The following is a 23,570-nucleotide window of genomic DNA, read 5'->3' as shown; positions in this document are numbered from 1 at the left end:
AGCATGTCAGTCCAAGAAACTTACGCCAAGAAAAAAATGTCCGCCAGCGACGCCGTGCACCTGGTCAGAGACGGTGATTGCATCATCGTGCCCACCGGTGTGGCTGAGCCACCCGCTTTGCTGGCCGCCTTGTCCCGGCAGCGGCGCAGTTTTCATGATGTGAAGGTGGCGCAGATTTTGGCGATGCACAAGTATGGCTACCTGGACCCCGAGACGGTGGACCATGTTCGGCATGTGGCGCTGTTTTATGGTGCCGCCACCCGCGCTGGCGGGCAAGCGGGCTGGATTGACTTTTTGCCCAACTATTTTTCAGAAATCCCCTGCATGATCCGGCGCGGCCAGATGGCCGCTGACGTGGTGTTCAGCATGGCCTCACCGATGGACGCGCACGGCTATTTTTCGCTCAGCCTGGGGGCCGACTACACCATGGCCGCCGTGGCCAAGGCGCGAGCCGTGGTGCTGGAAGTCAACCCCAACGTGCCTTTTGCCTACGGCAACTGCCATGTCCACATTTCGCAAGTGGCTGGCTTGGTGGAGAGCGAAACGCCGGTACCCGAGGTCGCCCTGCCGAAAATCGGCCACGTGCAGGAGGCCATTGGCAAGTATGTGGCCGAACTGATTGACGATGGCGCCACCCTGCAGATTGGCTACGGCGGCATCCCCGATGCGGTGGTGATGCAGCTCACCGCCAAGCATGATTTGGGCATCCATACCGAAATGATTGGTGACGGCATCCTGACCTTGCTCGAAGCGGGTGCGGTCACCAACCGGCGCAAAAACTACCTGCCCGGCAAGATGGTGGCAACCTTTGCGCTGGGTTCCAAAAAGCTCTACACCTTCATGGACCGCAACCCGGCGCTGGAAATTCACCCGGTGGATTACACCAACGCCCCCACGCTGGCCGGCCAGAACGACAACCTGGTGGCCATCAACGCCACACTGCAGATTGACTTGCTGGGCCAATGCGGCTCCGAGAGCCTGGGGCATGTGCAGTATTCGGGCACCGGCGGCCAGGCCGACTTTGTGCGCGCGGCCAACATGTCGCGCGGTGGCAAGGCCTTCATCGTGCTGCCGTCCACCGCCAAAGACCACAGCATTTCGCGCATCGTGCCGTGTCTGTCGCCCGGCACCCATGTCAGCACCAGCAAGAACGACATCAATTACGTGGTCACCGAATACGGCGTGGCGCAGCTGCGCGGCAAGTCGGCCAAACAGCGCGCGCGCGAGTTGATCAGCATCGCCCACCCGCACTTTCGCGCCGAACTGACCGAGCAGGCCAAGCGCATGAATGTGATGTGAGTCCCGCGGGGGCTGTGCCCGCAGGCTCAGGCGGGCTCAAAAACCGCCTGGGCCCTGACTGGCGGGCTTGCTCTCGACAAAGGCCCAAAAGTCATCACGCACCTCAAACTGGGGATAGGTGGCCTTGTGTTGCTCGGCCAGATGGTGCAGGGCCATCAGCACCTCAAGCTGAAAACCACGCCGGGTGCCACCACGGGTGCCGTGCAACAGGCCTTCCATGTAGGCTACGAAGCCGTCACGCCCCCAGTATTCCTTGAGTTTGACGCCGATATGCGGGAAGGCCTGAGCCACGACGTCGAATTTTGGGTTGTTGTCCAACATGGCGCACCTTGTTTTGTTTGTGCCACCCGGGTCATTGCTTTTTGCCCGGGTGGGTGGTGACTATAGAGCTTCAGGCGCTGGTTTGTAAAGGCAAGTGCGGCGCGCCATTTGGATGCCGCCGCGCCGTTCTGAGCCCGCCAACAGGATGCGCCGCTCAGGGATTCAGCCCCGGCCTCACACCCTCACTGCGTGCCAAAGATCCGGTCACCGGCATCACCCAGGCCCGGCAGAATGTAGCCGTGGTCGTTGAGCTGGCGATCGATGGCCGCGGTGAAGATCTGCACATCGGGGTGGGCAGCGCGCAAGGCCTTGACGCCTTCGGGGCAGGTCAGCAGGCAGACAAACTTGATGGAGCGGGGGCTGAGCGCCTTGATGCGGGTGATGGCGGCAATGGCCGAGTGGCCGGTGGCCAGCATCGGGTCGACCACGATCACGTCGCGTTCGGGCATTTCCTTGGGCATCTTGAAGTAATACTCCACCGCCTGCAGCGTGGCCGGGTCGCGGTACAGGCCGATGTGGCCGACGCGGGCGCCGGGCACCACCGCCAGAAAACCCTCCAGCAGCCCATTGCCCGCACGCAGGATGGAGGCCAGTGCGAGCTTCTTGCCATCGATCATGGTGGCGGTCATGGTTTCCAGCGGGGTCTCGACCTCCACCTCTTGGGTGGGCATGTCGCGGGTCACTTCATAAGCCATCAGCATCGCCAGCTCATTGAGCAGGGTACGGAAACTGGTGGTGCTGGCGTCTTTGCGGCGCATCAGGGTCAGCTTGTGCTGCACCAGCGGGTGGTTGATGACGTGGACCATGGGATCGTTTGTGTTCATATGCTTGCTTTGTAATAAGTGTGTGCTGCGATTATCCGGTCAACGCTTGCCACCAAAAATACCGCCCAGCACACCACGGATGATCTGGCGGCCGACTTCGCGGCCAATCGAGCTGGCTGCGCTTTTGAAAAGCTGCTCACCGGCCGAGGTGCGTCGGCCACCACCGCCACCGAGCAGGCTGCCAAGGCTGTCGAGCAGGCCGCCGCCTTCTTGCGCGGCGGGTTCTGCCGTGGCGCCCCTGGTTTTGGGTGATGCCTTGGCCTGTTCCTCTGCCTGCGCGGCCCGGGCGGCGGCGTGGCCTTTGAGCTTCTCAAAGGCGGAGTCGCGGTCCAGTGTTTTTTCGTAGACACCCGCCACGATGGAGTCTGCCAGCAGGGCGCGGCGCTCTTCAGCGGTGATCGGGCCGATCTGACTGGCCGGCGGGAAGACGTACACCCGCTCGGTCGGGCAGGGGCGGCCTTTGTCGTCCAGAAAACTGATCAGCGCCTCGCCCACGGCCAACTCGGTGATGGCCGCGCCAATGTCCAGACCGGGGTTCGGGCGCATGGTGCTGGCGGCGCTTTTGACGGCTTTCTGGTCACGCGGGGTGAAGGCACGCAGGGCGTGTTGCACCCGGTTGCCCAGCTGGGCCAGCACACTGTCGGGGATGTCCAGCGGGTTTTGCGTCACAAAGTACACGCCCACGCCCTTGCTGCGCACCAGCCGCACCACCAGTTCGATCCGTTCGATCAGCACCTTGGGCGCGTCGTTGAACAGCAGGTGGGCCTCGTCAAAAAAGAACACCAGCTTGGGCTTGTCCAGGTCGCCGACTTCGGGCAGGGTCTCGAACAACTCGCTGAGCATCCACAGCAAAAAGGTGCTGTACAGCCGGGGCGAGTTCATCAGCTTGTCGGCGGCCAGGATGTTGATCAAACCACGGCCGTGCGCGTCGGTCTGCATGAAGTCTTCAATGTTGAGCATCGGCTCGCCAAAGAACTTGTTGCCGCCTTGCTCCTCAATCTGCATCAGCCCGCGCTGGATGGCGCCGATGCTGGCGGCGCTGATGTTGCCGTACTCGGTGGTGTAGCTGGATGCGTTGTCGCCCACGTCCTGGCACATCGCGCGCAGGTCTTTCATGTCCAGCAGCAGCAAACCGGCGTCGTCGGCAATCTTGAACACCAGTTGCAACACGCCCGCCTGCGTGTCGTTCAGGTTGAGCATGCGCGACAGCAGCAGCGGGCCCAGGTCGCTCACGGTGGCGCGCACCGGATGGCCCTGCTCACCAAACACGTCCCACAGCGTGGTGGAAAAAGCCTCGTAGTCAGGGGTCGTCAGCCCACGTTCCTTCAGGACTTTGGCCAGTTTGGGGGTGGCGCTGCCGGGGCGGGAGATGCCGGTGAGGTCCCCCTTGATGTCGGCCAAAAACACCGGCACACCGAGTTTGGCAAAACCTTCGGCCAGGGTTTGCAGGGTGATGGTCTTGCCGGTGCCGGTGGCGCCGGTGATCAGCCCGTGGCGATTGGCCTTGTCGGGCTGCAGGAAACACTGGGTCTGCCCGTGCTGGGCGATCAGGATGGGTTCAGGCATATCGGACTCAAAAAGTACAATCGAGCCAATAGCGTAACGAATTTTCAAAGGAATTCCCGTGGCAGGACACAGTAAATGGGCCAATATTCAGCACCGCAAAGGCCGCCAAGACGAGAAGCGCGGCAAGATCTGGACGCGCATCATCCGTGAAATCACCGTGGCGGCACGGGCCGGTGGCGGCGACTTGTCGGCCAACCCGCGCCTGCGTCTGGCCATTGACCGCGCCAAGGCGGCCAACATGCCGGCCGACCGCATCAAATACAACATCGACAAAGCCACCGGTTCGCTCGACGGCATCAGCTACGAAGAAATCCGTTACGAGGGTTACGGCATTGGTGGCGCGGCGATCATTGTTGACACCATGACCGACAACAAGGTGCGCACCGTGGCTGAGGTGCGACACGCGTTCTCCAAGTTTGGCGGCAACATGGGCACCGAGGGCTCGGTGGCGTTTCAGTTCAAACACTGCGGCCAGATCATTTTTGCCCCGGGTGTGAGTGAAGACAAGGTGATGGAAGTGGCGCTGGAAGCTGGTGCCGATGATGTGATCACCGACGAAGATGGCGCCATCGAGGTGATCACCCCGGTGGCAGATTTTGAAGCCATCAAGGACGCGCTGGTGGCCGCTGGCCTGACGCCCGACGACGCTGAAGTGACCATGCGCCCGGAGAACCCGATCGAGGTCAGCGGTGACGAAGCCACCCGCATGCAAAAGCTGCTGGACGCCCTGGAAGACCTGGACGATGTGCAAGCGGTGTTTCACAACGCCGAACTTGACCTGGACGCTGTATGAAGATTCTCGTTATTGGCGGCGGTGGCCGCGAACACGCCCTGGCCTGGAAGCTGGCGCAGTCCCCCAAAACCCACAAGATTTACGTTGCCCCCGGCAACGGCGGCACCGCCACTGACCCGCTGTTTGAGAACGTCCCCATCACCGACGTGCAGGCACTGCGCGAGTGGGCTACGGAGCAAAAAATCGTGCTGACGGTGGTTGGCCCTGAGGTGCCGCTGGCCGCAGGTGTGGTGGACGAGTTCCGCAAACACGGGCTGCGCATCTTTGGCCCCACGCAGGCGGCTGCGCAGCTGGAAAGCTCCAAGGCGTTTTCCAAAGCCTTCATGAAACGCCACGCCATCCCCACTGCCGAGTTTGAAACCTTTGCCGACCCGGCACTGGCGCATGCCTACATTGATGCCAAGGGCGCACCGATCGTGGTCAAGGCCGACGGCCTGGCCGCTGGCAAGGGCGTGGTGGTGGCATCCACCCTGGCCGAGGCGCACGAGGCGGTGGACTTCATGCTGGTGGACAACACGCTGGGCGTGAGCCACAACGCCGGTGGCGCACGCGTGGTCATCGAAGAATTTCTGCAAGGGGAAGAGGCCAGTTTCATCGTCATGGTGGACGGCAAAAACGTGCTGCCATTGGCCACCAGCCAGGACCACAAACGCCTGCTCAATGGCGACGAAGGCCCCAACACCGGCGGCATGGGCGCGTATTCACCCGCGCCCATCGTCACGCCCGATGTGCATGCCCGCGCCATGCGCGAGATCATCCTGCCCACCATCCGTGGCATGGAAAAAGACGGCATTCAATTCACCGGCTTTCTGTACGCGGGGCTGATGATCGACGCGCAAGGCAGGCCCAAGACGCTCGAATTCAACTGCCGCTTGGGTGACCCCGAAACCCAGCCGATCATGATGCGTTTGAAAAGCGATTTGGTGGATGTGATGCTGGCCGCTACCGAACCCGGTCCGCACGGCAAGCTGGACCAGATCGAACTGCAATGGGACCGCCGTACCGCGTTGGGGGTGGTGCTGGCCGCCCACGGCTACCCGCTGCAGCCGCGTAAGGGTGATGTGATCACTGGTATTCCCAAGCCGGTGGAAGACGCGGTGGTGTTCCATGCCGGCACTGCGCTGGCGCCCGGCGAAGGCGGTGAGGTGGCCGCACTGCAAACCTCCGGCGGGCGCGTCTTCTGTGTGACCGTGCTGGCCGACAACGTGCGCCTGGCGCAGCAGCGCGCCTATGAAGTGACGGCGGGTATACGTTTTGACGGCATGCAATACCGCACCGATATTGGCTACCGCGCCATCAAAGGTACTGCAGCATGACGGCGGTGGTTGCCAACCCCGCCAGCGTGACGGCAGACGTCAGCAGCTATTTGCGCGGCCTGCAGGCGCGCATCACCAGTGCCATCACCGACATGGACGGCAACGCGTTTCTGACCGATGCCTGGCAAAAAGCGCCTGGCGACAAGTTGCAGGGCCAGGGCATCACCCAAATTCTGGAGGGCGGGCCCATTTTTGAGCGCGCTGGTTGTGGCTTCTCCCACGTGAGCGGGCCGAACCTGCCGCCGTCGGCCACGCAGCACCGCCCGGGTCTGGTGGGGGTGCCGTTCGAGGCGATGGGCGTGTCGCTGGTGTTTCACCCGCGCAACCCGTATGTGCCCACCGTGCACATGAACGTGCGCATGATCTCGGCCACCGCCAGCGATGGCTCGGTGGTGTGCTGGTTTGGCGGCGGCATGGATTTGACGCCTTACTACGGCTTTGAAGAAGACGTGGTGCATTTCCACCAGAGCTGCAAAAACGCCCTGACCCCGTTTGGTGACGACAAATACCCGCGTTTCAAGACCTGGTGCGACGACTACTTCTGCAACAAACACCGCCATGAGCAGCGTGGCGCGGGTGGCGTGTTTTTTGACGACTTCCAGGAACTGGGCTTTGAGCGCAGCCTGGCCATGATGCAGTCGGTGGCGGACAGTTTTCTGGGTGCCTACCTGCCCATCGTGTTGCGCCGCAAGGACACGCCCTACGGTGAGCGCGAGCGCAATTTCCAGCTGTACCGGCGTGGCCGTTATGTCGAGTTCAACCTGGTCTGGGACCGCGGCACCCACTTTGGCCTGCAATCGGGTGGGCGCACGGAGTCGATTCTGCTCTCCATGCCACCGCTGGTGAGTTGGTCGTACCAGCACCAGGCCGAGCCGGGGTCGCCCGAAGCGGCCTTGACCGAGCAATTTCTGGTGCGTCGGGATTGGGTTTGAGCGCAGCAGCGGTATCGCCCCGGCGTGTGGGTATTCTGGGTGGTGCGTTTGATCCGCCCCATCTGGCGCATTTGGCGCTGGCGCAGGCTGCCGTTGCACAGTTGCAACTGGACGAGTTGCGTGTGATCCCCACCGGGCAGGCCTGGCACAAGCCGCGTCCCTTGACCGCTGCCGTGCACCGGTTGGCCATGGCCGAGTTGCTGTTTGCCGAGCTACCGCAGGCGGTGGCGGATGCGCGTGAAACCCGGCGCAGCGGGCCCACCTACACCCTTGACACCTTGAACGAACTGCGCGCCGAGGTGCCCGGTGCCGATATCTTCCTGATCATCGGCGCCGACCAAGCCCAGGCGCTGACCACCTGGCATGCGTGGGAGCAGATTCTTCAATCAGCTACAATATGTGTAGCTGATCGCCCCTTTTCAACAGGGCCCAGGGTTGTTTTTGATGCAGAGACGGCCTATCCTGATCGCTTTTTCCACCTGCAAATGCCAGCGATGGCCCTCAGTGCAACCGACATCCGGGCTGCCATTTCCACCCACCAAAACGTGACGGCACTGGTGGGCGAGAGCGTTGCGCGTTATATTGCCGCCCACCACCTTTACCAGACCGCTTGATGACTACCAAAACCTCTGCCCCGACCGCTGCCAAACGCGCCGCCAAAACCCCTGCTAAATCAGCTGCTAAAACCCTGGCCAAACCGGCCACCGAAGCAATTACACCAGCTGAGGCCGAAGAGCGCCAACGTGCCGTCACCAAGCCAGCCGCCCGGCCCGCCGCCAAACCGGCAGCCAAGGCTGAGGGTAAAAAAGACGTGCAAAAACTGCAGCGCGCCATTGTGGATGGGCTTGAAGACGTCAAGGCGCAAGAGATTGTGGTGTTTGACACCGAGGAACTGTCGTCGCTGTTTGAGCGCGTGATCATCGCCTCGGGCACCTCCAACCGCCAGACCAAGGCGCTGGCCATGAGTGTGGTGGATGCGGTGCGTGAGGCCGGGTTCCCCAAGCCGCGCGTTGAAGGGGAAGCCAATGGCGAGTGGATCATTGTCGATTGCGGCCAGGCCGTGGTGCACGTGATGCAGCCCACCTACCGCACTTACTACAACCTGGAAGAACTGTGGGGCGAAAAGCCGGTGCGCCTGAAGCTCGGTGCCGCCAAACCGGTGGTGGCCAAGGTCGTCAAGGCGCCCGCCGCACCGACCCAGCCGGCCCGTGCCGCCAAACCCGAGACCAGCCTGCGCCGCTCCAGCGCCGCCAAAAAAGGTGTGGAAGACGCTTTCCCCTCCAAAGCACAGCTCAAAAAGCAGGAAGAGGCCAAAGCCGCTGCTGCCAAAAAAGTAGCGTCCAAGGCCAGAGCGACAAAAGCTGGAGGCCAACAAGACGCTGACACGGTGGCCAAACCGCGCATCAAGACACTGGTGGTGAACGCACCCACCAAACCGGCCGCCAAAAAATCTGCTGCCAAACCAGCCGCCCGCGCACCCGCCAAGAAGACGACCAAGCGCTAAGCCACACCGTGCGTCTGCTGATTGTTGCCGTGGGCCAGCGCGTGCCCGATTGGGCGCAGACTGCGTGGGACGACTACGCCAAACGGTTTCCGTTTGAGATCAAGGTCGAACTTAAAGCCGTCAAAACCGAGCCGCGCGCCTCCAAATCGCTGGACACTATTTTTGCCGCCGAGCGGGCCCGCATCGAGGCGGCCATTCCGAAAGGCTGCCGCATCGTGGCGCTGGACGAGCGCGGCACCGCGCTGACCACCCTGGCGCTGGCGGGCAAGCTCAAGGACTGGCAACTCTCGGGTGGTGATGTGGCGCTGGTGATTGGTGGCCCGGACGGGCTGGAGCCAGCTTTCCGGCAGGCGGCGCATGAACGCATCCGCCTGTCGGATTTGACGCTGCCGCACGCCATGGTGCGGGTGCTGCTGATTGAGCAGCTTTACCGCGCGTGGTCGGTCAATGCCAATCACCCGTACCACCGTGAATAATTTTGTTTACCTCGCCTCCCAGAGCCCGCGCCGCAGGCAACTCCTGGCGCAACTGGGCGTGGCGCATGAACTGTTGCTGCCTGACGCGGATGAAGACGCCGAAAGCCTGGAATCGGTGTTGCCAGGTGAGGCGCCGCTGACATATGTCCAAAGGGTGACGCAACTCAAGCTGGACGCTGCTTTAGCGCGCCGTCAGCGTCGTGGTTTGCCGGACGCGCCGGTGCTGTGTTCTGACACCACCGTGGCGCTGGGGCGCGTGATTTTGGGCAAACCGGCGGACCTGGCGGATGCCACACGCATGCTGACGGCGCTGTCTGGCAAAACCCACCGGGTGTTGACCGCGGTGGCGGTGGGCACCTGCGCGCAACGCCTGCAGGCCGTGTCGATATCCCGGGTGACGTTTGCGCCGATGAGCCGTGCGCAGGTTCAGGCCTATGTGGCCACGGGCGAGCCGATGGGCAAAGCGGGTGCCTACGCGGTGCAGGGCAGGGCGGCAGCGCACATCCCGCGCATGAGTGGGAGCTACACCGGTATCATGGGGCTGCCCTTGTTTGAGACCGCACAGTTGTTGAACCAATTCGGTTTTGAATGCTAGTTTTTGTAGAGCAACAACTGCTTTATGCCTGATGGCTAGCGGCATTATTCTGATAACAAAACCATGCAAGAAGACATCCTGATCAACTGGTCGCCGCAAGAGACGCGCGTGGCCATCGTCGAAGGCGGCGCGTTGCAAGAGCTGCACGTGGAGCGCTCGCTGGAGCGTGGCCTGGTCAGCAACGTGTACTTGGGCAAAGTGGCACGGGTGCTGCCAGGCATGCAATCGGCCTTCATCGACATTGGCCTGGAGCGGGCCGCGTTTTTGCATGTGGCCGACGTGTGGCATCCGCCCGCCGAGGGCGAGACGATCTCCAGCGCACGCGCAGCGGCCTCGCAGACCCCGATTGAAAAGCAGGTGTTTGAGGGCCAGAGCCTGATGGTGCAGGTCATCAAGGACCCGATTGGCACCAAGGGCGCGCGCCTGTCCACCCAGATCAGCATTGCCGGGCGCATGCTGGTGTTTTTGCCGCAAGACGACCACATTGGCGTGTCGCAAAAGATACCCGCCGAGCAGCGTGAAGCCTTGCGCCAGCGCGTGCAGACCCTGGTGGGTGACTTGGGCGGTGGCTTCATACTGCGCACCAACGCCGAAGACGCCAGCGATCTGGAACTGGCTGACGACATTGCCTACCTGCGCAAGGCCTGGAAGCGCATCCGCGACGCCGCAACCCGGCTGCCCACCGCGTCGCTGCTGCATCAGGACTTGAGTTTGCTGCAGCGTGTGCTGCGTGACATGGTGGGTGAGCGCACCGCGTCGATCCGGGTCGATTCGCTGGAGCAATTTGAGGCGTTAAAGGCGTTTGGTGTGGAATTCATGCCCGCCGCAGCCCAAAAACTGCAGCACTACAAAGGGGAGCGGCCCATTTTTGACCTGCATTCCATCGACGAAGACATTGCCAAGGCGCTAGGGCGGCGGGTGGACCTGAAATCGGGCGGCTACCTGATCGTCGATCAGACCGAGGCGTTGACCACAGTGGATGTGAACACCGGCGGGTTCGTTGGTGCGCGCAATTTTGACGACACCATTTTCAAGACCAACCTGGAAGCCGCCCAAGCCATTGCCCGCCAACTGCGTCTGCGCAACCTGGGCGGCATCATCTTGGTGGATTTCATCGACATGGAACGCGAGGACCATCGCCAAGCCGTGCTGACCGAGATGCGCAAACAACTCGCCCGCGACCGTGTCAAAACCATGTGCGGCGGTTTTTCACAGCTGGGCCTGGTGGAGATGACCCGCAAGCGCACCCGCGAATCGCTGGCGCACATGCTGTGCGAACCGTGCCCCACCTGCCAGGGCCGGGGTCAGATCAAGACCGCACGCAGCGTGGCCTACGACATTTTTCGGGAAATTTTGCGCGAGGCGCGCCAGTTCAACCCGAAAGAGTTCCGCGTGGTGGCGTCACCCAAAGTCATCGAACTGTTTCTGGACGAAGAAAGCCAGCATCTGGCGGGGCTGTCTGAGTTCATCGGCAAACCGGTGTCGCTGCAAAGCGAGGGCGCGATGGGGCAGGAGCAGTACGATATTGTGTTGATGTGAGCGCTCATGTTTTTGCACTCCTGCGGGACCAGACGCAGGTTCAGTGAACCTGAAATTTTTCATTTGGATCTCGTTGCGTTAACGGCGGCTTGAGATTTGCATCCATCTTGTTAGGGTCAACCCCATGAAGCCAAGCAGTACGCAGCTTTATTTACGTCTTCTCGGTTATGTCAAACCTTATTGGCGCATTTTTGCGCTGTCCATCCTGGGCATGGCCATCACAGCCGCCACCGAGCCGCTGTTGCCGGCCTTGCTCAAGCCCATGCTGGACGGCGCGTTCATTGAAAAAGACAACGCCGTCATCCAATTTGCGCCGCTGATCATTCTGGCGATTTTCTTCGTGCGCGGCGTGGCTTCCTTCTTGGGCACCTATGCCATTGCCTGGGTGGGCAACAAGGTGGTGATGGATTTGCGTGAGGAAATGTTCCACAAACTGCTGGCGCTGCCCACGCCGTTTTATGACGAGCATGCCACCGGCAATCTGATCTCCAAGCTGACTTTTGATGTGGCGCAGGTGACGGCGGCCGCCACCAATGTGGTGACCGTTGTGGTGCGCGATTCCATCATCATCGTTGGGTTGCTGGGCTGGCTGTTTTATTTGAACTGGAAGCTCACCCTGCTGAGCTTGGTCATGGTGCCCGTGATCGCTTTTATCCTGAAAATCATCAATGCCAGGTTGCGCAACGCCAGCCGCGATTCGCAGCAAGCCATGGGCGATATCACGCAAGTCATCGAGGAAAGCGTCGCCGCGCACAAAGTGGTCAAGCTGTTTGGCGGCCAGGCCTATGAGCGCAGTCGCTTCAGCGACCAGGTCAACTGGGTGCGGCGCTACAACATGAAGCAGGCCATGGCCGCGTCAAGCAACGTGCCCATCGTGCAGATGATTGCCTCCGTGGCTTTGGCCGCCATCGTCTACCTCGCCACCTTGCAGTCCGCCGCGGATCAAACCACCGTTGGCGGGTTTTTGTCGTTCATCGCCGCCATGTTGATGCTCACGGCACCCATCAAGCGCCTGACGGGTGTGAGTGAGCACCTGCAACGCGGGTTGGCGGCGTCGGAAAGCGTGTTTGACTTGCTGGATACGCCCGGCGAAATCAGCACCGGGCAGATCGACATTGGCCGCGCCCAGGGCAGCCTTGCGTTTGAACATGTCAGCCTGTCCTATGAGCGTGATGACCGCTTGGCATTGCGCGACATCTGCCTGAACATCCCGGCGGGTCAAGCCGTCGCGCTGGTGGGGGCATCGGGCAGCGGCAAGAGCACGTTGGCCAATCTGGTGCCGCGCTTCTATTTACCGGATAGCGGACGCATCACCTTGGACGGCCATGACCTCGCCGAGCTGTCGCTGCCAAGCCTGCGGGCCAACATTGCATTGGTCAGCCAGGAAGTGGTGTTGTTCAACACCACCGTCGCCGCGAATATCGCCTATGGCCAAACGCGCGAGGTGCCCGAGGCGGAAATCATTGCCGCAGCCCAAGCGGCGCATGCCATGGAATTCATCCTGGAGATGCCGCAGGGCTTGCAAACCCTGGTGGGAGAGCGCGGTGTCAAACTATCCGGCGGCCAACGTCAGCGCATCGCCATTGCCCGTGCCATTCTCAAAAATGCGCCCATTCTTATCCTCGACGAGGCCACCTCTGCCTTGGACAGCGAATCGGAGCGCCATGTGCAGGCGGCCCTGGAAACCCTGATGCAAGGCCGTACCTCGTTGGTGATTGCCCACCGCTTGTCCACCATCGAAAAAGCGGATCGCATTGTTGTGTTGCAAAAGGGTGAGGTGGTCGAAACAGGGACCCATGGCGAATTGCTGGCCAGGAATGGGGTGTATGCGCAGTTACATCGCATCCAGTTTGGGGCGGCTGAGCAATTGCAGGACGCGGGGTAGCTGGCGATGATTAACTTCCACGGGTCCGTCATCGACAAAAAACCGTATTCGATATGAAAATTAGTCTATTTACTTTTATCCGAAATGGGGTGCTGTTAGGGTATCCCTTTATTGAGAGTATCCGCTCTGCACTGCCGCTTTGTGATGAATTTGTGATTGCAGTTGGCAACAGCGAAGACGATACATTGGCCCGTATCCAGGCGATCAACTCAGAAAAAATCATCATCATTCCCACATTCTGGAATGAAAAAATGCAGGATCGTGGGTTTGTGTATGCGCAACAGAAGATGATTGCACAATACAACTGCACCGGCGATTGGGCTTTTTACCTTGAAGGTGATGAAGTCCTCCACGAAGACGATCTGCCAAAAATTCGCGCTGCCATGGAACGGCATCTGAATAATCCGGAGGTGGAGGCGCTGGCATTTGATTATCTGCATTTTTTTGGCAGTCCAGATTGGTTGGCAAAGAGCCCTGCCTGGTATCGACAAGAATGTCGAATCATCCGAAATACCATCCGTACCTTTGCGCCCGATGGCTTATATTGGGTAGTGATGAATAAAAACAGCCGAGGCCGGTATCCCAAAGCGGCGCTGGTAGGTGCCCCTATCTATCACTATGGTCACGTCAGAAGCATTGTTGCCATGCAAGCCAAAAACCAACGCGTTGGAAAATACTGGGGACATGACCACCCGCTCTTCAATGGATATCAAATTGATCCAGAGGCTATTTGTAAGTATTCAGGACAACACCCTGCTATCGTCGACGATTGGTTAGTCAATGAGGCGGAAAAGAATTTCTTGCCCGATACAAATTATCAACCTAACCGCAGGGAATTGAAACATCGTTGGGTTATGAAGTTGGAAAAGTTATTCGGTTTGGAAATGAGTAAAAAACATTTCAAGCTAATTAAATATTGAAACACAATGCGACATTGGTACTTTTCTTTCGCTGAAAAAGTTCAGATATATTTAGTTGTCTTGGCTTGTTTCAGTATTGCACTCCCAACTGCTTTTATGAGCATATCGATGGGGTTGTTTGTAATCGCATGGGCTCTGTCAGGTGATTATAAAAATAAATTTCAATTAATATTTAATCATCCAGCTGCATTGATATCAATTGCATTCTTTTTGTTATATGGTATAGGAATGCTTTATTCAAGTGCCTCTTGGGAAATGCGCATGACATGGTGGCTAAAGTATCATAAGCTGCTTTATGTTCCGTTGATTATCACAGTACTTGCGGATGAAAAATATAGAAGTTTAGCGCTCAAGGCATTTTTGGCTGGAATGCTGATGGTGCTTTTTATTTCATACTTGAAATGGATGGGCGTCGTACCGCACAAGGACATTGGGCAAGGATATTTTGTTTTCAAAGGAAGAATCGCGCACAATATTTTCATGGCTTTCACCATGTATCTCACTCTTCATTTGGCAGTGAAATCATTCGGGTTGAAGCGTTGGGTTTGGAGTGCTGTCAGCTTTCTGTCCGCCATGAATATCCTATTTTTAGTAAACGGACGGTCTGGGCAAATAATCATGGTTGCCTTAATTTTCTGGTTTCTTTGGGAAACGTGGAGGTGGAAATCGGTTCGATGGCTTTCGGTCTTGGTAGTGTCTCTTCCTGTTATTTATTTTATTGCCGATGATCTTCCTAAAAATCGTCTGATGGAAATCAAGCAGGAAGTGATGAATCATGATCCAAGCCAAGCGCCAACTTCATCCGGTTTACGGTTGGAGTTTTATCAGAATGCACTCACTTTGATCAGTCAGAATCCGATTTTTGGTGGTGGCACGGGAAGTTTTGAAAATGAGTACCGAGCGCTAGCAGAAAATCAAAAGACCGTTACAACGTACGTTCCAAATCCTCATAATGAATTTCTATTAACTGGGCAAGAATTAGGAGTTGTGGGGCTTTTGATTTTGATTGCATATTTCATTATTTTTTGGAGAATGAGTTATCGTCTCGATGTCCTGAAAATAAATGAAGAATATTATGGCTATGCCTTGCGAGGCCTTGTTGTGACTATAGTTGTTGGTTCGTTATTTAATTCTCTATTATTGGATGCTGGTGAGGGTAAGTTCTTTTGTGTCTTGGCAGGTGTTTTTTTGAGTGTTTATCAGCCTAAGAAAAATTTAATAAATAAAATTGAAGTCCACTAAAGTCTTAGCTGTACAATTTAAATATCTTGGTGATGCTGTTATTCTCACGCCTGCGCTCAAGGCGATGGCGATGCAGATACCAAATGTTGAATTGCACGTTTTGGTTGCTGCTGAAATAGCACCACTCTTGGAGAATTTGCCGTGGATCCATAAAGTTTGGGCAATGCCACGCCAAAGGGGCAAAGCCAAGCTATTCCATTCACTGCCTTTTATTAGCGCCCTGCGTCGAGAGAATTTTGATCAATCTGTTGACTTTGGTGGAAATGACCGTGGTGCGCTATTGAGCTTTCTGAGTGGTGCGAACAAGCGCTTGGGTTCGATTGATCGTGACGAACCAACATGGCTACAGCGAGCATGTTTTACGCAAATCATAAAGCACAAAAATCCCAGTGCACCTTATTTTGATTTGCATTTTGCATTACTTCAAGCTTGGAATATAAAAAGACCGATTCCGACGTTGCTTGAAATTGGCGTTGACGAAATTGAAATAGACACAAGAATTAGGGTTTTATCCAAAAAATCCATCCTCTGTCATATATCGACATCTCAACCCAAGAAGGACTGGCCGTTATCGCATTGGCGAGATTTATTCAATTTGGCACGCCAATCTGGAGTGAGGCTTGTTTTTTCTGCTGGACCTAACGCGCGTGAGAGAAAGTTGCTTGAAGAGCTTAAATTATTATTGCCTGAGGCAGAGATACTTCCAGAAATTAATAATTTAAGGTTATTTTTGGCTGTTATAAAAAGCTCGAAAATATTTGTATGTGGTGATACTGGTCCGCTTCACTTCGCCGAGGGTTTGGGTGTTCCGATTCTGGGAATATTTGGCGTAGGTAACTCGCTCAGGCAAGTTGCTCCTATTTATTCGGAAGAAAAAATTATCCGTGCGGATGGCTGTGCTTGTGACTCGCTGCACAATCATACTGATACATGCCAATCTCCTATGTCATGTATGGCGAGCATTAAACCGGAGCTTGTTTTCTCAAGATTAGAAAATATTCTAAATGCTCTTGAATAAATCTAATGCTCTTGCGAAATCTATCTCTTTTTATACGTATTTCTGAGTGTTAATTATTTGCGGAGTGGTTTTTTGTTTTGGCCATCCACAGACGTAGATACTTGTAATAAGTTGTTTGGCTGTTATAAATAGCGAGCGCCAACCCCATCTGACCATCAAGAAATCCGCGTCTGATGAAATAGGTCCGAAAAAAAGCCCAAAATCCCTTAAAAATTGCTTTTGTTAAAGTTGATGATCCGCCGCGGTCAGCCAAATCACGGGCGGCGCCTCTGGAATAGCGGTTTAGTTTCTCAAGAACGTCATCCAGTGTTCTGTAGCTGTAATGGATGATGGGCGCCTTCAAATGACCAGCCCTTCCATTGACTGTCATGTGCGCATGGAGAAAGTGGTCCGTGAATCCGGCCAATGGCTGGCGAACCAAACGCAAGGTGAAGTCTGGTCGCCAGCCACCATGCTCAATAAAAACGCCGCAAAAACTCGAATGTCGGGGCAGGAAAAAGCCATCAAAGTCTGTTTGAATCATGGCCGCCAGGATCTCTTCGCGCAAGGCGTCGCTCACCAATTCGTCCGCATCGAGAGAAAGAACCCAGTCACTTTTTGCAAGCTTGATGCCGCGTTGTTGCTGTGGCCCATACCCTGGCCAGTCTGTCATGTGGACGGTGGCGCCTGCTTCTTGTGCCCGTGTTACGGTGTCATCCGTGCTGCCAGAGTCGAGTACCAAGACTTCATCGGCAAAGCTTACCGACTTGACGCAGGCCTCTATTTGATGCCCTTCATTCTTGGCGGCGATAATCACCGATAGAGTCATTTTTTTCATCAAGTCATTTTCCATGATCTTAGGTCTTCTAAAAGCACCCATGTTTCACATTGCCGAAGCCAAAATTTTTTCGATGTTTCGTCTGTCGCGTGGTGGTGATTGCGCGAAGTTTGGCGCTTTCCGGAGACCACCACCCCAAATGCCCTCCTTAACGTCAGTCCTTGCACTGATCTTTTTTTTGATGGCGGGGCTCCAGAACGCCGCTCTCGCCCAGTTCCGCGTTGAAGTCTCAGGCGTCGGCCTGACCCAGGTGCCTATCAGCATCGCCCCGTTCAAAGGCCAGTCAGGCTCAATTCAGAAGATATCTGCCATTGTGCAGGCCGACCTGGAGCGAAGCGGGCAGTTCCGCACAGTCAACGCGTCGCATGGTGCGCTGGATGAGACCTCGCTGCCGGATCTGTCCGTTTTTCGCCAGGCAGGTTCTGATGCGCTGGTGTCTGGCAGCGTGACCACCCTGTCCGATGGTCGGCTTGATGTGCGGTTTCGCTTATGGGACGTTGTGAAGGCGCAGGATCTTGGCGGGCAGAGCTTTGCCGTGGCAGCAGCAGACGCCCGCCTGGCCGCGCACCGTGTGGCCGATTACGTCTATGAGAAGCTCACGGGGGACAAAGGCGCGTTTTCTACCCGCATTGCCTACGTCACCAAATCTGGGCAGCGGCACCAACTGTGGGTTGCCGATTCGGACGGTGAAAACGCCCAGTCTGCGCTGGCCAGCCCGGAGCCGATCATTTCGCCTGCTTGGTCACCCGACGGCAATCAGCTGGCCTACGTGTCTTTTGAGTCGCGTAAGCCGGTGATTTATGTGCACAACGTTGGTTCTGGCAAACGGCGGTTGATCGCCAATTTCAAAGGCTCCAACAGTGCGCCAGCCTGGTCACCAGATGGCAAAACGCTGGCTGTCACGCTGAGCCGCGACGGCGGATCGCAATTGTTTTTGTTAAGCGCCGCGGGTGGTGAGCCACGCCGCCTGATTCAGTCCAACAGCATTGACACGGAACCCGTTTTTTCGCCGGATGGCCGCAGCATCTTTTTTGTCAGTGACCGTGGCGGCTCGCCTCAGATCTACAAAGTTGGCGTCAACGGGCAAGGTGTGGAGCGCGTGACATTCACAGGCACTTACAACATTTCTCCCGCCATCAGCCAGGATGGCCGTTGGATGGCTTATATTTCCCGGTTGGGTGGTGCCTTCAAATTGCATCTGATGGAAATCGATAGCGGCAATGTGCGCGCGCTGTCGGACACGTCTGCAGATGAAAGTCCCAGTTTTGCACCCAACAGCAAGCTGGTGGTGTATGCCACCCAATTTCAAGGTAAAGAGGCTTTGATGACCACAACCCTCGATGGCAAGGTCAAGGCGCGGCTCAATGGGCAGAATGGTGACATTCGTGAACCCCATTGGGGCCCATTTTTGAACTAATGATTTTTAGGAGTTTTTGATGAAGAATTTGATGTTTGCTTTGGCTTTCAGTGCGTTCTTGGTGGGTTGCGGCACGACGGTGCCATTGAGTGATGTGCCGGTGTCAGATGCAACGGCCAACCCGGTGTCGGGTGTGGCAGGAGCGAATGGCGGTTCTGGTGTGAACAGTTCAGGCGTGGCGCCAGTGGATTTGGGCCAGTCAGGGTCACCAGCCAACATGTCAGTCGCCAAACGCACGGTTTATTTTGATTACGACAGTTTTGTGATCAAGTCCGAGTACCAAGCGTTGATTTCTGAAAACGCCCGTTTGATCATGGGACAGGCTGGTCGTAAAGTGGCCATTGAAGGGCACACCGATGAAACTGGCGGCCGCGAATACAACCTGGCGCTGGGCCAGAAGCGAGCCGAGGCTGTGGCGGGTGCTCTGACCGTGCTGGGCGTGTCCCGGAACCAGGTGGAAGCGGTGAGTTTCGGCAAAGAAAAGCCTGCTGTGGTGGGTAATGACGAAACGGCTTACTCCAAGAACCGCCGGGCTGAAATCAGGTACCAATGAGACGGGTGGCAGTGATGCAGATTCGCCTTTTGACGATACGGGCTTTGCTGGTGGCGGGTGTGTTGTTTGCCTCGTCGAGCCATGCAGCGCTGTTTGAGGATGATGAGGCACGCAGGGCTATTCTGGACTTGCGCCAGCGTGTCGAAAAACTTCGCGCCGACACCGACCAGATTCAGACCGCCTCCAATGACGAAAAAGCGGGTCTGGGGCGCGGGCTGTTGGAGCTGCAGCGCCAGATTGAGCTGCTGAGATCAGACGTGGCATCACTGCGGGGTAGCAACGAAACACTTTCCAAAGACCTGGCTGACCTGCAGCGGCGCTACACGGACGATATGCAGAGTATGTCGGAGCGCCTCGCCAAATTTGAGCCTGCCAAAGTGACCGTTGATGGCGTCGAATTTTCGGTCGGTCCGGCTGAAAAGCGCGACTATGAGGCCGCCCTGGCTGTTTTTCGCAAGGGAGATTTCAGTGCGGCGCAAACTTTGTTTGCGGGTTTGTTGTCCCGTTACCCCAGCAGTGGCTATGCGTTGACCACCCTGTTTTGGCTGGGCAACGCGCAGTACGCCACCCGCGATTACAAAGAAGCCATGACCAATTTCCGGACCCTGATTGGCAAAAATCCAGAGCATCTGCGAGCACCGGAAGCCGTTTTGTCGGTCGCCAATTGCCAGCTTGAGTTGAAAGACACCAAGGGTGCCCGCAAAACATTGACTGATTTGATCAAAGCCTATCCGAGCTCAGAGGCGGCTGCCGCTGCCAAAGAACGACTCGCCACGCTGAAATCTTGACGGGTGGCTGGCACTGACATGGTGGAGGATCGTCGTTTTGGTGGTTTGGCCCGGCTTTTTGGTGTGCTGGGGGCGCAGAGAATCAGACAAGCGCACGTGGCTGTGGTCGGTATTGGTGGCGTGGGTTCATGGGCGGCGGAGGCTTTGGCGCGCAGTGGCATTGGCAGGTTGACCCTGATTGATCTCGACCATGTTGCCGAATCCAACATCAATCGCCAGGTTCATGCCACCGAGGCCAGCTTGGGGCAAGCCAAAGTGCTCGCCATGCGGGATCGCATACAAGCCTTTGCGCCCGACTGCCAAGTGACTTGCATTGATGATTTCGCAACACCCGCCAACTGGCCCGCTCTATTGCCTGCTGACGTTGACGCGGTCATTGATGCATGCGACCAGTGGCCGGTCAAGACGATCATGGCGGACTGGGCCATCAAGAACAAACGTTTGTTTGTTTCATCTGGAGCAGCGGGAGGCAAACGACTTGCCCATCTGGTCAGCGTTGAGGATTTGGCTCGAGTCACCCACGACCCCCTTTTGTCCAAGGTGCGTTACCAATTGCGCAAAGAGCACGGCGCATCGCGAGGCGACAAAAAGATCGGTGTCGTCTGTGTGTTCAGTCAGGAAGCCGTGGCGCCGCCGGATGCATCTTGCAGCGCTAGCAGTGATGGTTCACTCAACTGCCACGGTTTTGGCTCCGTGGTCACAGTGACAGCAACGTTTGGGCAATGTGCGGCTGGGGTGGTCCTGAACGAATTGGCAGCTAAAGAGTGAGTTTGAACGAATTGGGTAAAAAATTGGCTATAATTTGAGGCTCGGTGAGATAGAGAATTCTTTTCACTTGGGATGTTAGCTCAGTTGGTAGAGCAGCGGACTTTTAATCCGTTTGTCGTGGGTTCGACCCCCGCACATCCCACCAGATACAGCAAGGAAAGCCCACTATCAAAACGGTAGTGGGCTTTTTCTTTTGTGTTGCCGTGTAGCCACTGTGTAGCCACCAGTACCGGTTTTTGTACCGTGTAGCCAGGTCAACCAACGCCAGCAGGTGAACCCTTACCCGGTAATGGTCAGCCATTGGGTGACAGTCACGAAACTAGCGCCAGCAAAAGAAAACCCGCCGTCAGGCCCTGCATCTCAGGCCGTGCCCGTGGCTGCGTTTTCGCCCCTTGGTTGTATTTCTGCCGCTGGCGCCACCCAAGGTGCCACCGCTCGGCGTTCGCCTCGTGGCGCTTGTTCTGGCAAAGGCTTGGTGCAAGCCTTTAGTGAAGGCATACGCAAAGGCTTCGCCGAAGGCTATGTATCGGGAACAGTAGCAGGGCGGGCCTCGCCAGGCAAAAAAAACCCAGCGGGTCAGGCTGGGTCTGGTCTTTGCTGGGTGCCGGGTCAGGTGGTCAAGGCGGCGCACCATCACGGAACGCCACCAGCGCGGCCAGCTCCAGCCCGTGGCGAATTGCTGCCCGCTGCAATGCCTCAGCGCCAGCTTGTTGGCCAATGCAGAGAATCAGCGGCTCGTCGTCATCCTCGGGCGTGATGGTGCCCACCATGTCCTGACTGCTGCCAGCGTGCGCCAGCGTGACTGGGCGGGCGGTGTGAGTGGCCTGGTTCATGGCGTCACCTCCAATCGGCTGCGCAGGTTTTCAGTCGTCACCACCTCGTCATCCAAGCCAGCCATCTGGATTGACGCCAGCTCTTTGATGCGGCTGGCAATGGCCCGAACCCGGTGCTTGACTTTCAAAGCCTCGGGCGTGTCGTTGCCGGTGACTGTGGTCAACAGCTCGGCCAGGGTGTCCAGTTCCCAAGCCGCGGCCAGGCAAACCGTCAGGCGGGCGCTGCTCAGAGTCGCCGATTCGTCTTTGTGTTCGGTCAGGCTCATTTGGCACCCCCAAACTTGTTCGGGAGTGTGCTGCAACCCAGCTCATGAAGGACCGCCATCAGGGGGTCGATGTTGTGTTTCAGCAGTGTCCCGATGCGTGACTGAGCACTGTCTGCGGGGGTGTCCAGCAGCAGCATGGACAGTTCCTCGATTTGAGCGCCAAGACCCCAGCAATAAGCAATCCTGTCGTGAAGGGTTGTCTCCGGGTTCAGGATTGCAACCGGTGGTGCAGATTCGCCTCTCCAGTTGTCGTTACAGCAAGCGTCCAGACGAATGTGATTGCTCATGCTGCACCGCCTTCCATGCTGGCCATGATGTGGCTCTGTGCCCTGCGCAGCCGCGCCAGGGCCTGCGGGGCCTCACCGCGGGCAATGTGCCAGGCAGCGGTGCTCAGTGCGTTGTGGGCGTGCTGGCGGGCTGCCAGGCTGTTGCCATCGAGCGCAGACTGTGCCGCTTTGACCATGTGGTCAGGCAGATAGCTCTCGCTGCTGTACGGGCGGATGCCCGGTGTAACTTCCAGCAGGATTGACCGCAAGGCCGCCTCGGTGGGGCTGTGTGTGGTCGGTGGTGTGTGCAGCGCCAGCCGGTCAGGGTGTGGCGTGCTGGTGGTTGCGTAACGTGGGAGATTGCCCGGTGTGGGCGTGATGGTGGACATAGGTTCGGCTCCGTTATGAGACTGAAACCACCGTTTGACTGACTAGGCCAGCGGGTGGAGCTGGGTGTAGTCACATGGATAACGCCATGCTGCCGGCCTTACGGTACCGACACTCCCAGCCCCAAACTCTGAACATGGCGTGATGCCACGTTGCCAAATTCTGGACGTGAAAAAACCCCGCTTTCGGTGGGAGTTGCTACCGCGTTATCTTTGGTGTGACTAGCACCGGCGCAAATCATACGCCAGTTTTCAGCACCAGCAGAAACCATCTCGCGTTGAAATATGTTCACGCTGCGCCAGCGGTGTCTGTGGTGGCGCTTGTCGGTGGGTTCACTCTCGAAGTTGATATTGAGAATCTACTCTGCTTGCGCTGTGTGCATTCGCTTTGGGAGAGCGCCGGTCCAAGCGCATTGAAAGGCAAATTCGCAATGGCGGCGTGTCTTACGTTGACACGAAAAAGGCCGGTGAACTTCTAGGTCGTTCGGGGCTGCAATTACCCCGCGTGCCTAGCTTGAACACCGACCGCAGAAAAGTCTAACGGAAAAAGCCTTGCTGGTTACCGTCGTGCAAACGGTACGCCGATGAGCCGTGGCGCAAACGCAACCGGCATCACCACAACCGAGGCGCAATCAGTTGTGGATGCCATCAAAGCACGCTGGGCCAATGAGCCTGACATCGTGGTGGCGTCCATCGTGGCGCTGCTGACTTTTTGCGCACTTTTGCTGACTTTCCTGCTTGCGTCTTGGTCGTGCCTTGTTCGTGTTTGGTCGTGGCACTGTTGACTTTTTGTTGACTTTTGTTGACTTTTCGCGCGCTCACCAGCCATCGTTCAGGCGCCAGCAGGTTCAGGTTTTTTCAGGTTTTTGCTGCCAAAAATGTTAAGTTTTCTAAGGTTTTCCAATCAGGCAGCAATGATGCTTCTGGCGGTTCTTGGCCAGGGTGGGCAGTCGCTCAAAAGCTGCAGCACCCCATCAAGCGCCATGCGGTGAGCCACCACACCAGGTGCGTCCAGCCTGTAGCCAGCAGTAGTTCGCGCCAGCGCATAGCCATGCTTGGCGGCCTTCTTCTGCACAACCGTGAACTGGTGGCGTTCGTCATCGTCATCGTCGAGCGTGCTGCCCATGCTGGCCGTCCTTCATCGTGTGACCGTTTCCGCAACCTTGCTTGCCGGTCGGTGTGTCATTTGGGCTGTCTTTGTGCCCTTGATTTTCCAATAGCCAAAACCTATTGCAAGGCGAAGCGA

Annotated in this window: 26 protein-coding genes and 1 tRNA gene; 18 read left to right on the top strand and 9 right to left on the bottom strand. The window is 57.3% G+C overall.

Going from position 1 to position 23,570, the window contains the following annotated elements:
- Positions 1-3: 3 nt before the first annotated feature.
- Positions 4-1,299: an acetyl-CoA hydrolase/transferase family protein gene (locus LHU53_RS12215; RefSeq protein ID WP_227332932.1), complete on the top strand. Its 1,296-nt coding sequence runs from the start codon at positions 4-6 to the stop codon at positions 1,297-1,299.
- A gap of 36 nt (positions 1,300-1,335) precedes the next feature.
- Here LHU53_RS12215 and LHU53_RS12210 read toward each other — a convergent pair whose 3' ends face one another.
- From LHU53_RS12210 to LHU53_RS12200, 3 genes are all read right to left on the bottom strand, one after another.
- Positions 1,336-1,620 carry a hypothetical protein gene (locus LHU53_RS12210; RefSeq protein ID WP_227332931.1) on the bottom strand — a complete coding sequence of 95 codons (285 nt, stop codon included), beginning with the start codon at positions 1,618-1,620 and terminating at the stop codon, positions 1,336-1,338.
- Positions 1,621-1,802: 182 nt separating this feature from the next.
- Positions 1,803-2,444, bottom strand: a complete 642-nt coding sequence (gene upp / locus LHU53_RS12205) for a uracil phosphoribosyltransferase (RefSeq protein WP_227332930.1) — start codon at positions 2,442-2,444, stop codon at positions 1,803-1,805.
- Positions 2,445-2,483: 39 nt separating this feature from the next.
- The gene (locus LHU53_RS12200) at positions 2,484-4,010 is read right to left on the bottom strand and encodes a helicase HerA-like domain-containing protein (RefSeq protein WP_227332929.1); all 1,527 of its coding nucleotides are present in this window, start codon (positions 4,008-4,010) and stop codon (positions 2,484-2,486) included.
- A 58-nt stretch (positions 4,011-4,068) separates the two neighbouring features.
- On the opposite strand from LHU53_RS12200, the gene LHU53_RS12195 reads away from it, so the two are divergent.
- The 12 genes from LHU53_RS12195 to LHU53_RS12140 all read left to right on the top strand — a co-directional run bounded on the left by LHU53_RS12195 (position 4,069) and on the right by LHU53_RS12140 (position 16,230).
- A complete protein-coding gene (locus LHU53_RS12195; RefSeq protein WP_227332928.1) occupies positions 4,069-4,803 on the top strand; it encodes a YebC/PmpR family DNA-binding transcriptional regulator in 735 nt (244 codons plus the stop codon).
- On the top strand, positions 4,800-6,119 hold the full coding sequence (gene purD, locus LHU53_RS12190; protein WP_227332927.1) for a phosphoribosylamine--glycine ligase: 1,320 nt from the start codon (positions 4,800-4,802) through the stop codon (positions 6,117-6,119). The genes LHU53_RS12195 and purD overlap by 4 nt, the downstream gene beginning before the upstream one ends.
- Positions 6,116-7,051, top strand: a complete 936-nt coding sequence (gene hemF / locus LHU53_RS12185; RefSeq protein WP_227332926.1) for an oxygen-dependent coproporphyrinogen oxidase — start codon at positions 6,116-6,118, stop codon at positions 7,049-7,051. The genes purD and hemF overlap by 4 nt, the downstream gene beginning before the upstream one ends.
- Positions 7,048-7,665, top strand: coding sequence for a nicotinate (nicotinamide) nucleotide adenylyltransferase (gene nadD / locus LHU53_RS12180; protein ID WP_227332925.1), 618 nt, complete (start codon positions 7,048-7,050; stop codon positions 7,663-7,665). Before hemF ends, nadD begins: the two co-directional genes overlap by 4 nt.
- Complete coding sequence (rsfS, locus tag LHU53_RS12175) at positions 7,665-8,555, top strand: ribosome silencing factor (protein ID WP_227332924.1); 891 nt, start codon at positions 7,665-7,667, stop codon at positions 8,553-8,555. The genes nadD and rsfS overlap by 1 nt, the downstream gene beginning before the upstream one ends.
- 8 nt (positions 8,556-8,563) lie before the next feature.
- Positions 8,564-9,031 carry a 23S rRNA (pseudouridine(1915)-N(3))-methyltransferase RlmH gene (gene rlmH / locus LHU53_RS12170; protein ID WP_227332923.1) on the top strand — a complete coding sequence of 156 codons (468 nt, stop codon included), beginning with the start codon at positions 8,564-8,566 and terminating at the stop codon, positions 9,029-9,031.
- Positions 9,024-9,626 (top strand): Maf family protein, encoded by a 603-nt coding sequence (locus LHU53_RS12165; RefSeq protein WP_227332922.1) that lies wholly within the window; start codon positions 9,024-9,026, stop codon positions 9,624-9,626. Before rlmH ends, LHU53_RS12165 begins: the two co-directional genes overlap by 8 nt.
- A 63-nt stretch (positions 9,627-9,689) precedes the next feature.
- Positions 9,690-11,165: a ribonuclease G gene (rng, locus tag LHU53_RS12160; protein ID WP_227332921.1), complete on the top strand. Its 1,476-nt coding sequence runs from the start codon at positions 9,690-9,692 to the stop codon at positions 11,163-11,165.
- Positions 11,166-11,289: 124 nt separating this feature from the next.
- Positions 11,290-13,050 (top strand): lipid A export permease/ATP-binding protein MsbA, encoded by a 1,761-nt coding sequence (gene msbA / locus LHU53_RS12155; RefSeq protein WP_227332920.1) that lies wholly within the window; start codon positions 11,290-11,292, stop codon positions 13,048-13,050.
- A 53-nt stretch (positions 13,051-13,103) separates the two neighbouring features.
- Complete coding sequence (locus LHU53_RS12150) at positions 13,104-13,970, top strand: glycosyltransferase (RefSeq protein WP_227332919.1); 867 nt, start codon at positions 13,104-13,106, stop codon at positions 13,968-13,970.
- Positions 13,971-13,976: 6 nt separating this feature from the next.
- Positions 13,977-15,212 (top strand): O-antigen ligase, encoded by a 1,236-nt coding sequence (locus tag LHU53_RS12145; RefSeq protein WP_227332918.1) that lies wholly within the window; start codon positions 13,977-13,979, stop codon positions 15,210-15,212.
- Positions 15,199-16,230: a glycosyltransferase family 9 protein gene (locus LHU53_RS12140; protein WP_227332917.1), complete on the top strand. Its 1,032-nt coding sequence runs from the start codon at positions 15,199-15,201 to the stop codon at positions 16,228-16,230. Before LHU53_RS12145 ends, LHU53_RS12140 begins: the two co-directional genes overlap by 14 nt.
- A 49-nt stretch (positions 16,231-16,279) precedes the next feature.
- Here the strand turns inward: LHU53_RS12140 and LHU53_RS12135 are convergent, their stop codons facing one another.
- Positions 16,280-17,062 carry a glycosyltransferase family 2 protein gene (locus LHU53_RS12135; protein ID WP_227332916.1) on the bottom strand — a complete coding sequence of 261 codons (783 nt, stop codon included), beginning with the start codon at positions 17,060-17,062 and terminating at the stop codon, positions 16,280-16,282.
- A 166-nt stretch (positions 17,063-17,228) separates the two neighbouring features.
- Here LHU53_RS12135 and tolB point away from each other — a divergent pair, with 166 nt between their 5' ends.
- From tolB to LHU53_RS12110, 5 genes are all read left to right on the top strand, one after another.
- Positions 17,229-18,464 (top strand): Tol-Pal system beta propeller repeat protein TolB, encoded by a 1,236-nt coding sequence (gene tolB, locus LHU53_RS12130; protein ID WP_227332915.1) that lies wholly within the window; start codon positions 17,229-17,231, stop codon positions 18,462-18,464.
- A gap of 19 nt (positions 18,465-18,483) precedes the next feature.
- Positions 18,484-19,017, top strand: coding sequence for a peptidoglycan-associated lipoprotein Pal (gene pal / locus LHU53_RS12125; protein ID WP_227332914.1), 534 nt, complete (start codon positions 18,484-18,486; stop codon positions 19,015-19,017).
- A gap of 14 nt (positions 19,018-19,031) precedes the next feature.
- Positions 19,032-19,805, top strand: coding sequence for a tol-pal system protein YbgF (ybgF, locus tag LHU53_RS12120; protein ID WP_227332913.1), 774 nt, complete (start codon positions 19,032-19,034; stop codon positions 19,803-19,805).
- An 18-nt stretch (positions 19,806-19,823) separates the two neighbouring features.
- Positions 19,824-20,573, top strand: coding sequence for a ThiF family adenylyltransferase (locus LHU53_RS12115; protein ID WP_227332984.1), 750 nt, complete (start codon positions 19,824-19,826; stop codon positions 20,571-20,573).
- Positions 20,574-20,642: 69 nt separating this feature from the next.
- Positions 20,643-20,718, top strand: a tRNA-Lys gene (locus LHU53_RS12110).
- Between the two features lie 472 nt (positions 20,719-21,190).
- Here LHU53_RS12110 and LHU53_RS12105 read toward each other — a convergent pair.
- The 5 genes from LHU53_RS12105 to LHU53_RS12085 all read right to left on the bottom strand — a co-directional run bounded on the left by LHU53_RS12105 (position 21,191) and on the right by LHU53_RS12085 (position 23,450).
- Positions 21,191-21,406: a hypothetical protein gene (locus LHU53_RS12105; RefSeq protein ID WP_227332912.1), complete on the bottom strand. Its 216-nt coding sequence runs from the start codon at positions 21,404-21,406 to the stop codon at positions 21,191-21,193.
- On the bottom strand, positions 21,403-21,672 hold the full coding sequence (locus tag LHU53_RS12100; protein ID WP_227332911.1) for a hypothetical protein: 270 nt from the start codon (positions 21,670-21,672) through the stop codon (positions 21,403-21,405). Before LHU53_RS12100 ends, LHU53_RS12105 begins: the two co-directional genes overlap by 4 nt.
- On the bottom strand, positions 21,669-21,959 hold the full coding sequence (locus LHU53_RS12095; protein WP_227332910.1) for a hypothetical protein: 291 nt from the start codon (positions 21,957-21,959) through the stop codon (positions 21,669-21,671). Before LHU53_RS12095 ends, LHU53_RS12100 begins: the two co-directional genes overlap by 4 nt.
- Entirely contained in the window at positions 21,956-22,327 is a 372-nt protein-coding gene (locus LHU53_RS12090) for a hypothetical protein (RefSeq protein WP_227332909.1), read from the bottom strand. Before LHU53_RS12090 ends, LHU53_RS12095 begins: the two co-directional genes overlap by 4 nt.
- A 901-nt stretch (positions 22,328-23,228) precedes the next feature.
- Complete coding sequence (locus tag LHU53_RS12085) at positions 23,229-23,450, bottom strand: hypothetical protein (protein WP_227332908.1); 222 nt, start codon at positions 23,448-23,450, stop codon at positions 23,229-23,231.
- Positions 23,451-23,570: the final 120 nt, after the last annotated feature.

Source organism: Rhodoferax sp. U2-2l (assembly GCF_020594515.1).
Taxonomy (GTDB): Bacteria; Pseudomonadota; Gammaproteobacteria; order Burkholderiales; family Burkholderiaceae_C; genus Rhodoferax.
This window is presented reverse-complemented; position numbering and strand designations above follow the sequence as displayed.

Excerpts from the sequence above, each read along its gene's own strand:
- rsfS (WP_227332924.1), top strand. The coding sequence starts at position 7,665 with ATGACTACCAAAACCTCTGCCCCGACCGCTGCCAAACGCGCCGCCAAA.
- LHU53_RS12100 (WP_227332911.1), bottom strand. The coding sequence starts at position 21,672 with ATGAGCCTGACCGAACACAAAGACGAATCGGCGACTCTGAGCAGCGCC.
- purD (WP_227332927.1), top strand. The coding sequence starts at position 4,800 with ATGAAGATTCTCGTTATTGGCGGCGGTGGCCGCGAACACGCCCTGGCC.
- tolB (WP_227332915.1), top strand. The coding sequence starts at position 17,229 with ATGGCGGGGCTCCAGAACGCCGCTCTCGCCCAGTTCCGCGTTGAAGTC.
- LHU53_RS12210 (WP_227332931.1), bottom strand. The coding sequence starts at position 1,620 with ATGTTGGACAACAACCCAAAATTCGACGTCGTGGCTCAGGCCTTCCCG.
- ybgF (WP_227332913.1), top strand. The coding sequence starts at position 19,032 with ATGCAGATTCGCCTTTTGACGATACGGGCTTTGCTGGTGGCGGGTGTG.
- hemF (WP_227332926.1), top strand. The coding sequence starts at position 6,116 with ATGACGGCGGTGGTTGCCAACCCCGCCAGCGTGACGGCAGACGTCAGC.
- LHU53_RS12215 (WP_227332932.1), top strand. The coding sequence starts at position 4 with ATGTCAGTCCAAGAAACTTACGCCAAGAAAAAAATGTCCGCCAGCGAC.
- msbA (WP_227332920.1), top strand. The coding sequence starts at position 11,290 with ATGAAGCCAAGCAGTACGCAGCTTTATTTACGTCTTCTCGGTTATGTC.
- LHU53_RS12085 (WP_227332908.1), bottom strand. The coding sequence starts at position 23,450 with ATGGGCAGCACGCTCGACGATGACGATGACGAACGCCACCAGTTCACG.
- upp (WP_227332930.1), bottom strand. The coding sequence starts at position 2,444 with ATGAACACAAACGATCCCATGGTCCACGTCATCAACCACCCGCTGGTG.
- LHU53_RS12200 (WP_227332929.1), bottom strand. The coding sequence starts at position 4,010 with ATGCCTGAACCCATCCTGATCGCCCAGCACGGGCAGACCCAGTGTTTC.
- rng (WP_227332921.1), top strand. The coding sequence starts at position 9,690 with ATGCAAGAAGACATCCTGATCAACTGGTCGCCGCAAGAGACGCGCGTG.
- LHU53_RS12150 (WP_227332919.1), top strand. The coding sequence starts at position 13,104 with ATGAAAATTAGTCTATTTACTTTTATCCGAAATGGGGTGCTGTTAGGG.
- pal (WP_227332914.1), top strand. The coding sequence starts at position 18,484 with ATGAAGAATTTGATGTTTGCTTTGGCTTTCAGTGCGTTCTTGGTGGGT.
- LHU53_RS12095 (WP_227332910.1), bottom strand. The coding sequence starts at position 21,959 with ATGAGCAATCACATTCGTCTGGACGCTTGCTGTAACGACAACTGGAGA.
- LHU53_RS12135 (WP_227332916.1), bottom strand. The coding sequence starts at position 17,062 with ATGGAAAATGACTTGATGAAAAAAATGACTCTATCGGTGATTATCGCC.
- LHU53_RS12105 (WP_227332912.1), bottom strand. The coding sequence starts at position 21,406 with ATGAACCAGGCCACTCACACCGCCCGCCCAGTCACGCTGGCGCACGCT.
- LHU53_RS12090 (WP_227332909.1), bottom strand. The coding sequence starts at position 22,327 with ATGTCCACCATCACGCCCACACCGGGCAATCTCCCACGTTACGCAACC.
- LHU53_RS12115 (WP_227332984.1), top strand. The coding sequence starts at position 19,824 with ATGGTGGAGGATCGTCGTTTTGGTGGTTTGGCCCGGCTTTTTGGTGTG.
- LHU53_RS12145 (WP_227332918.1), top strand. The coding sequence starts at position 13,977 with ATGCGACATTGGTACTTTTCTTTCGCTGAAAAAGTTCAGATATATTTA.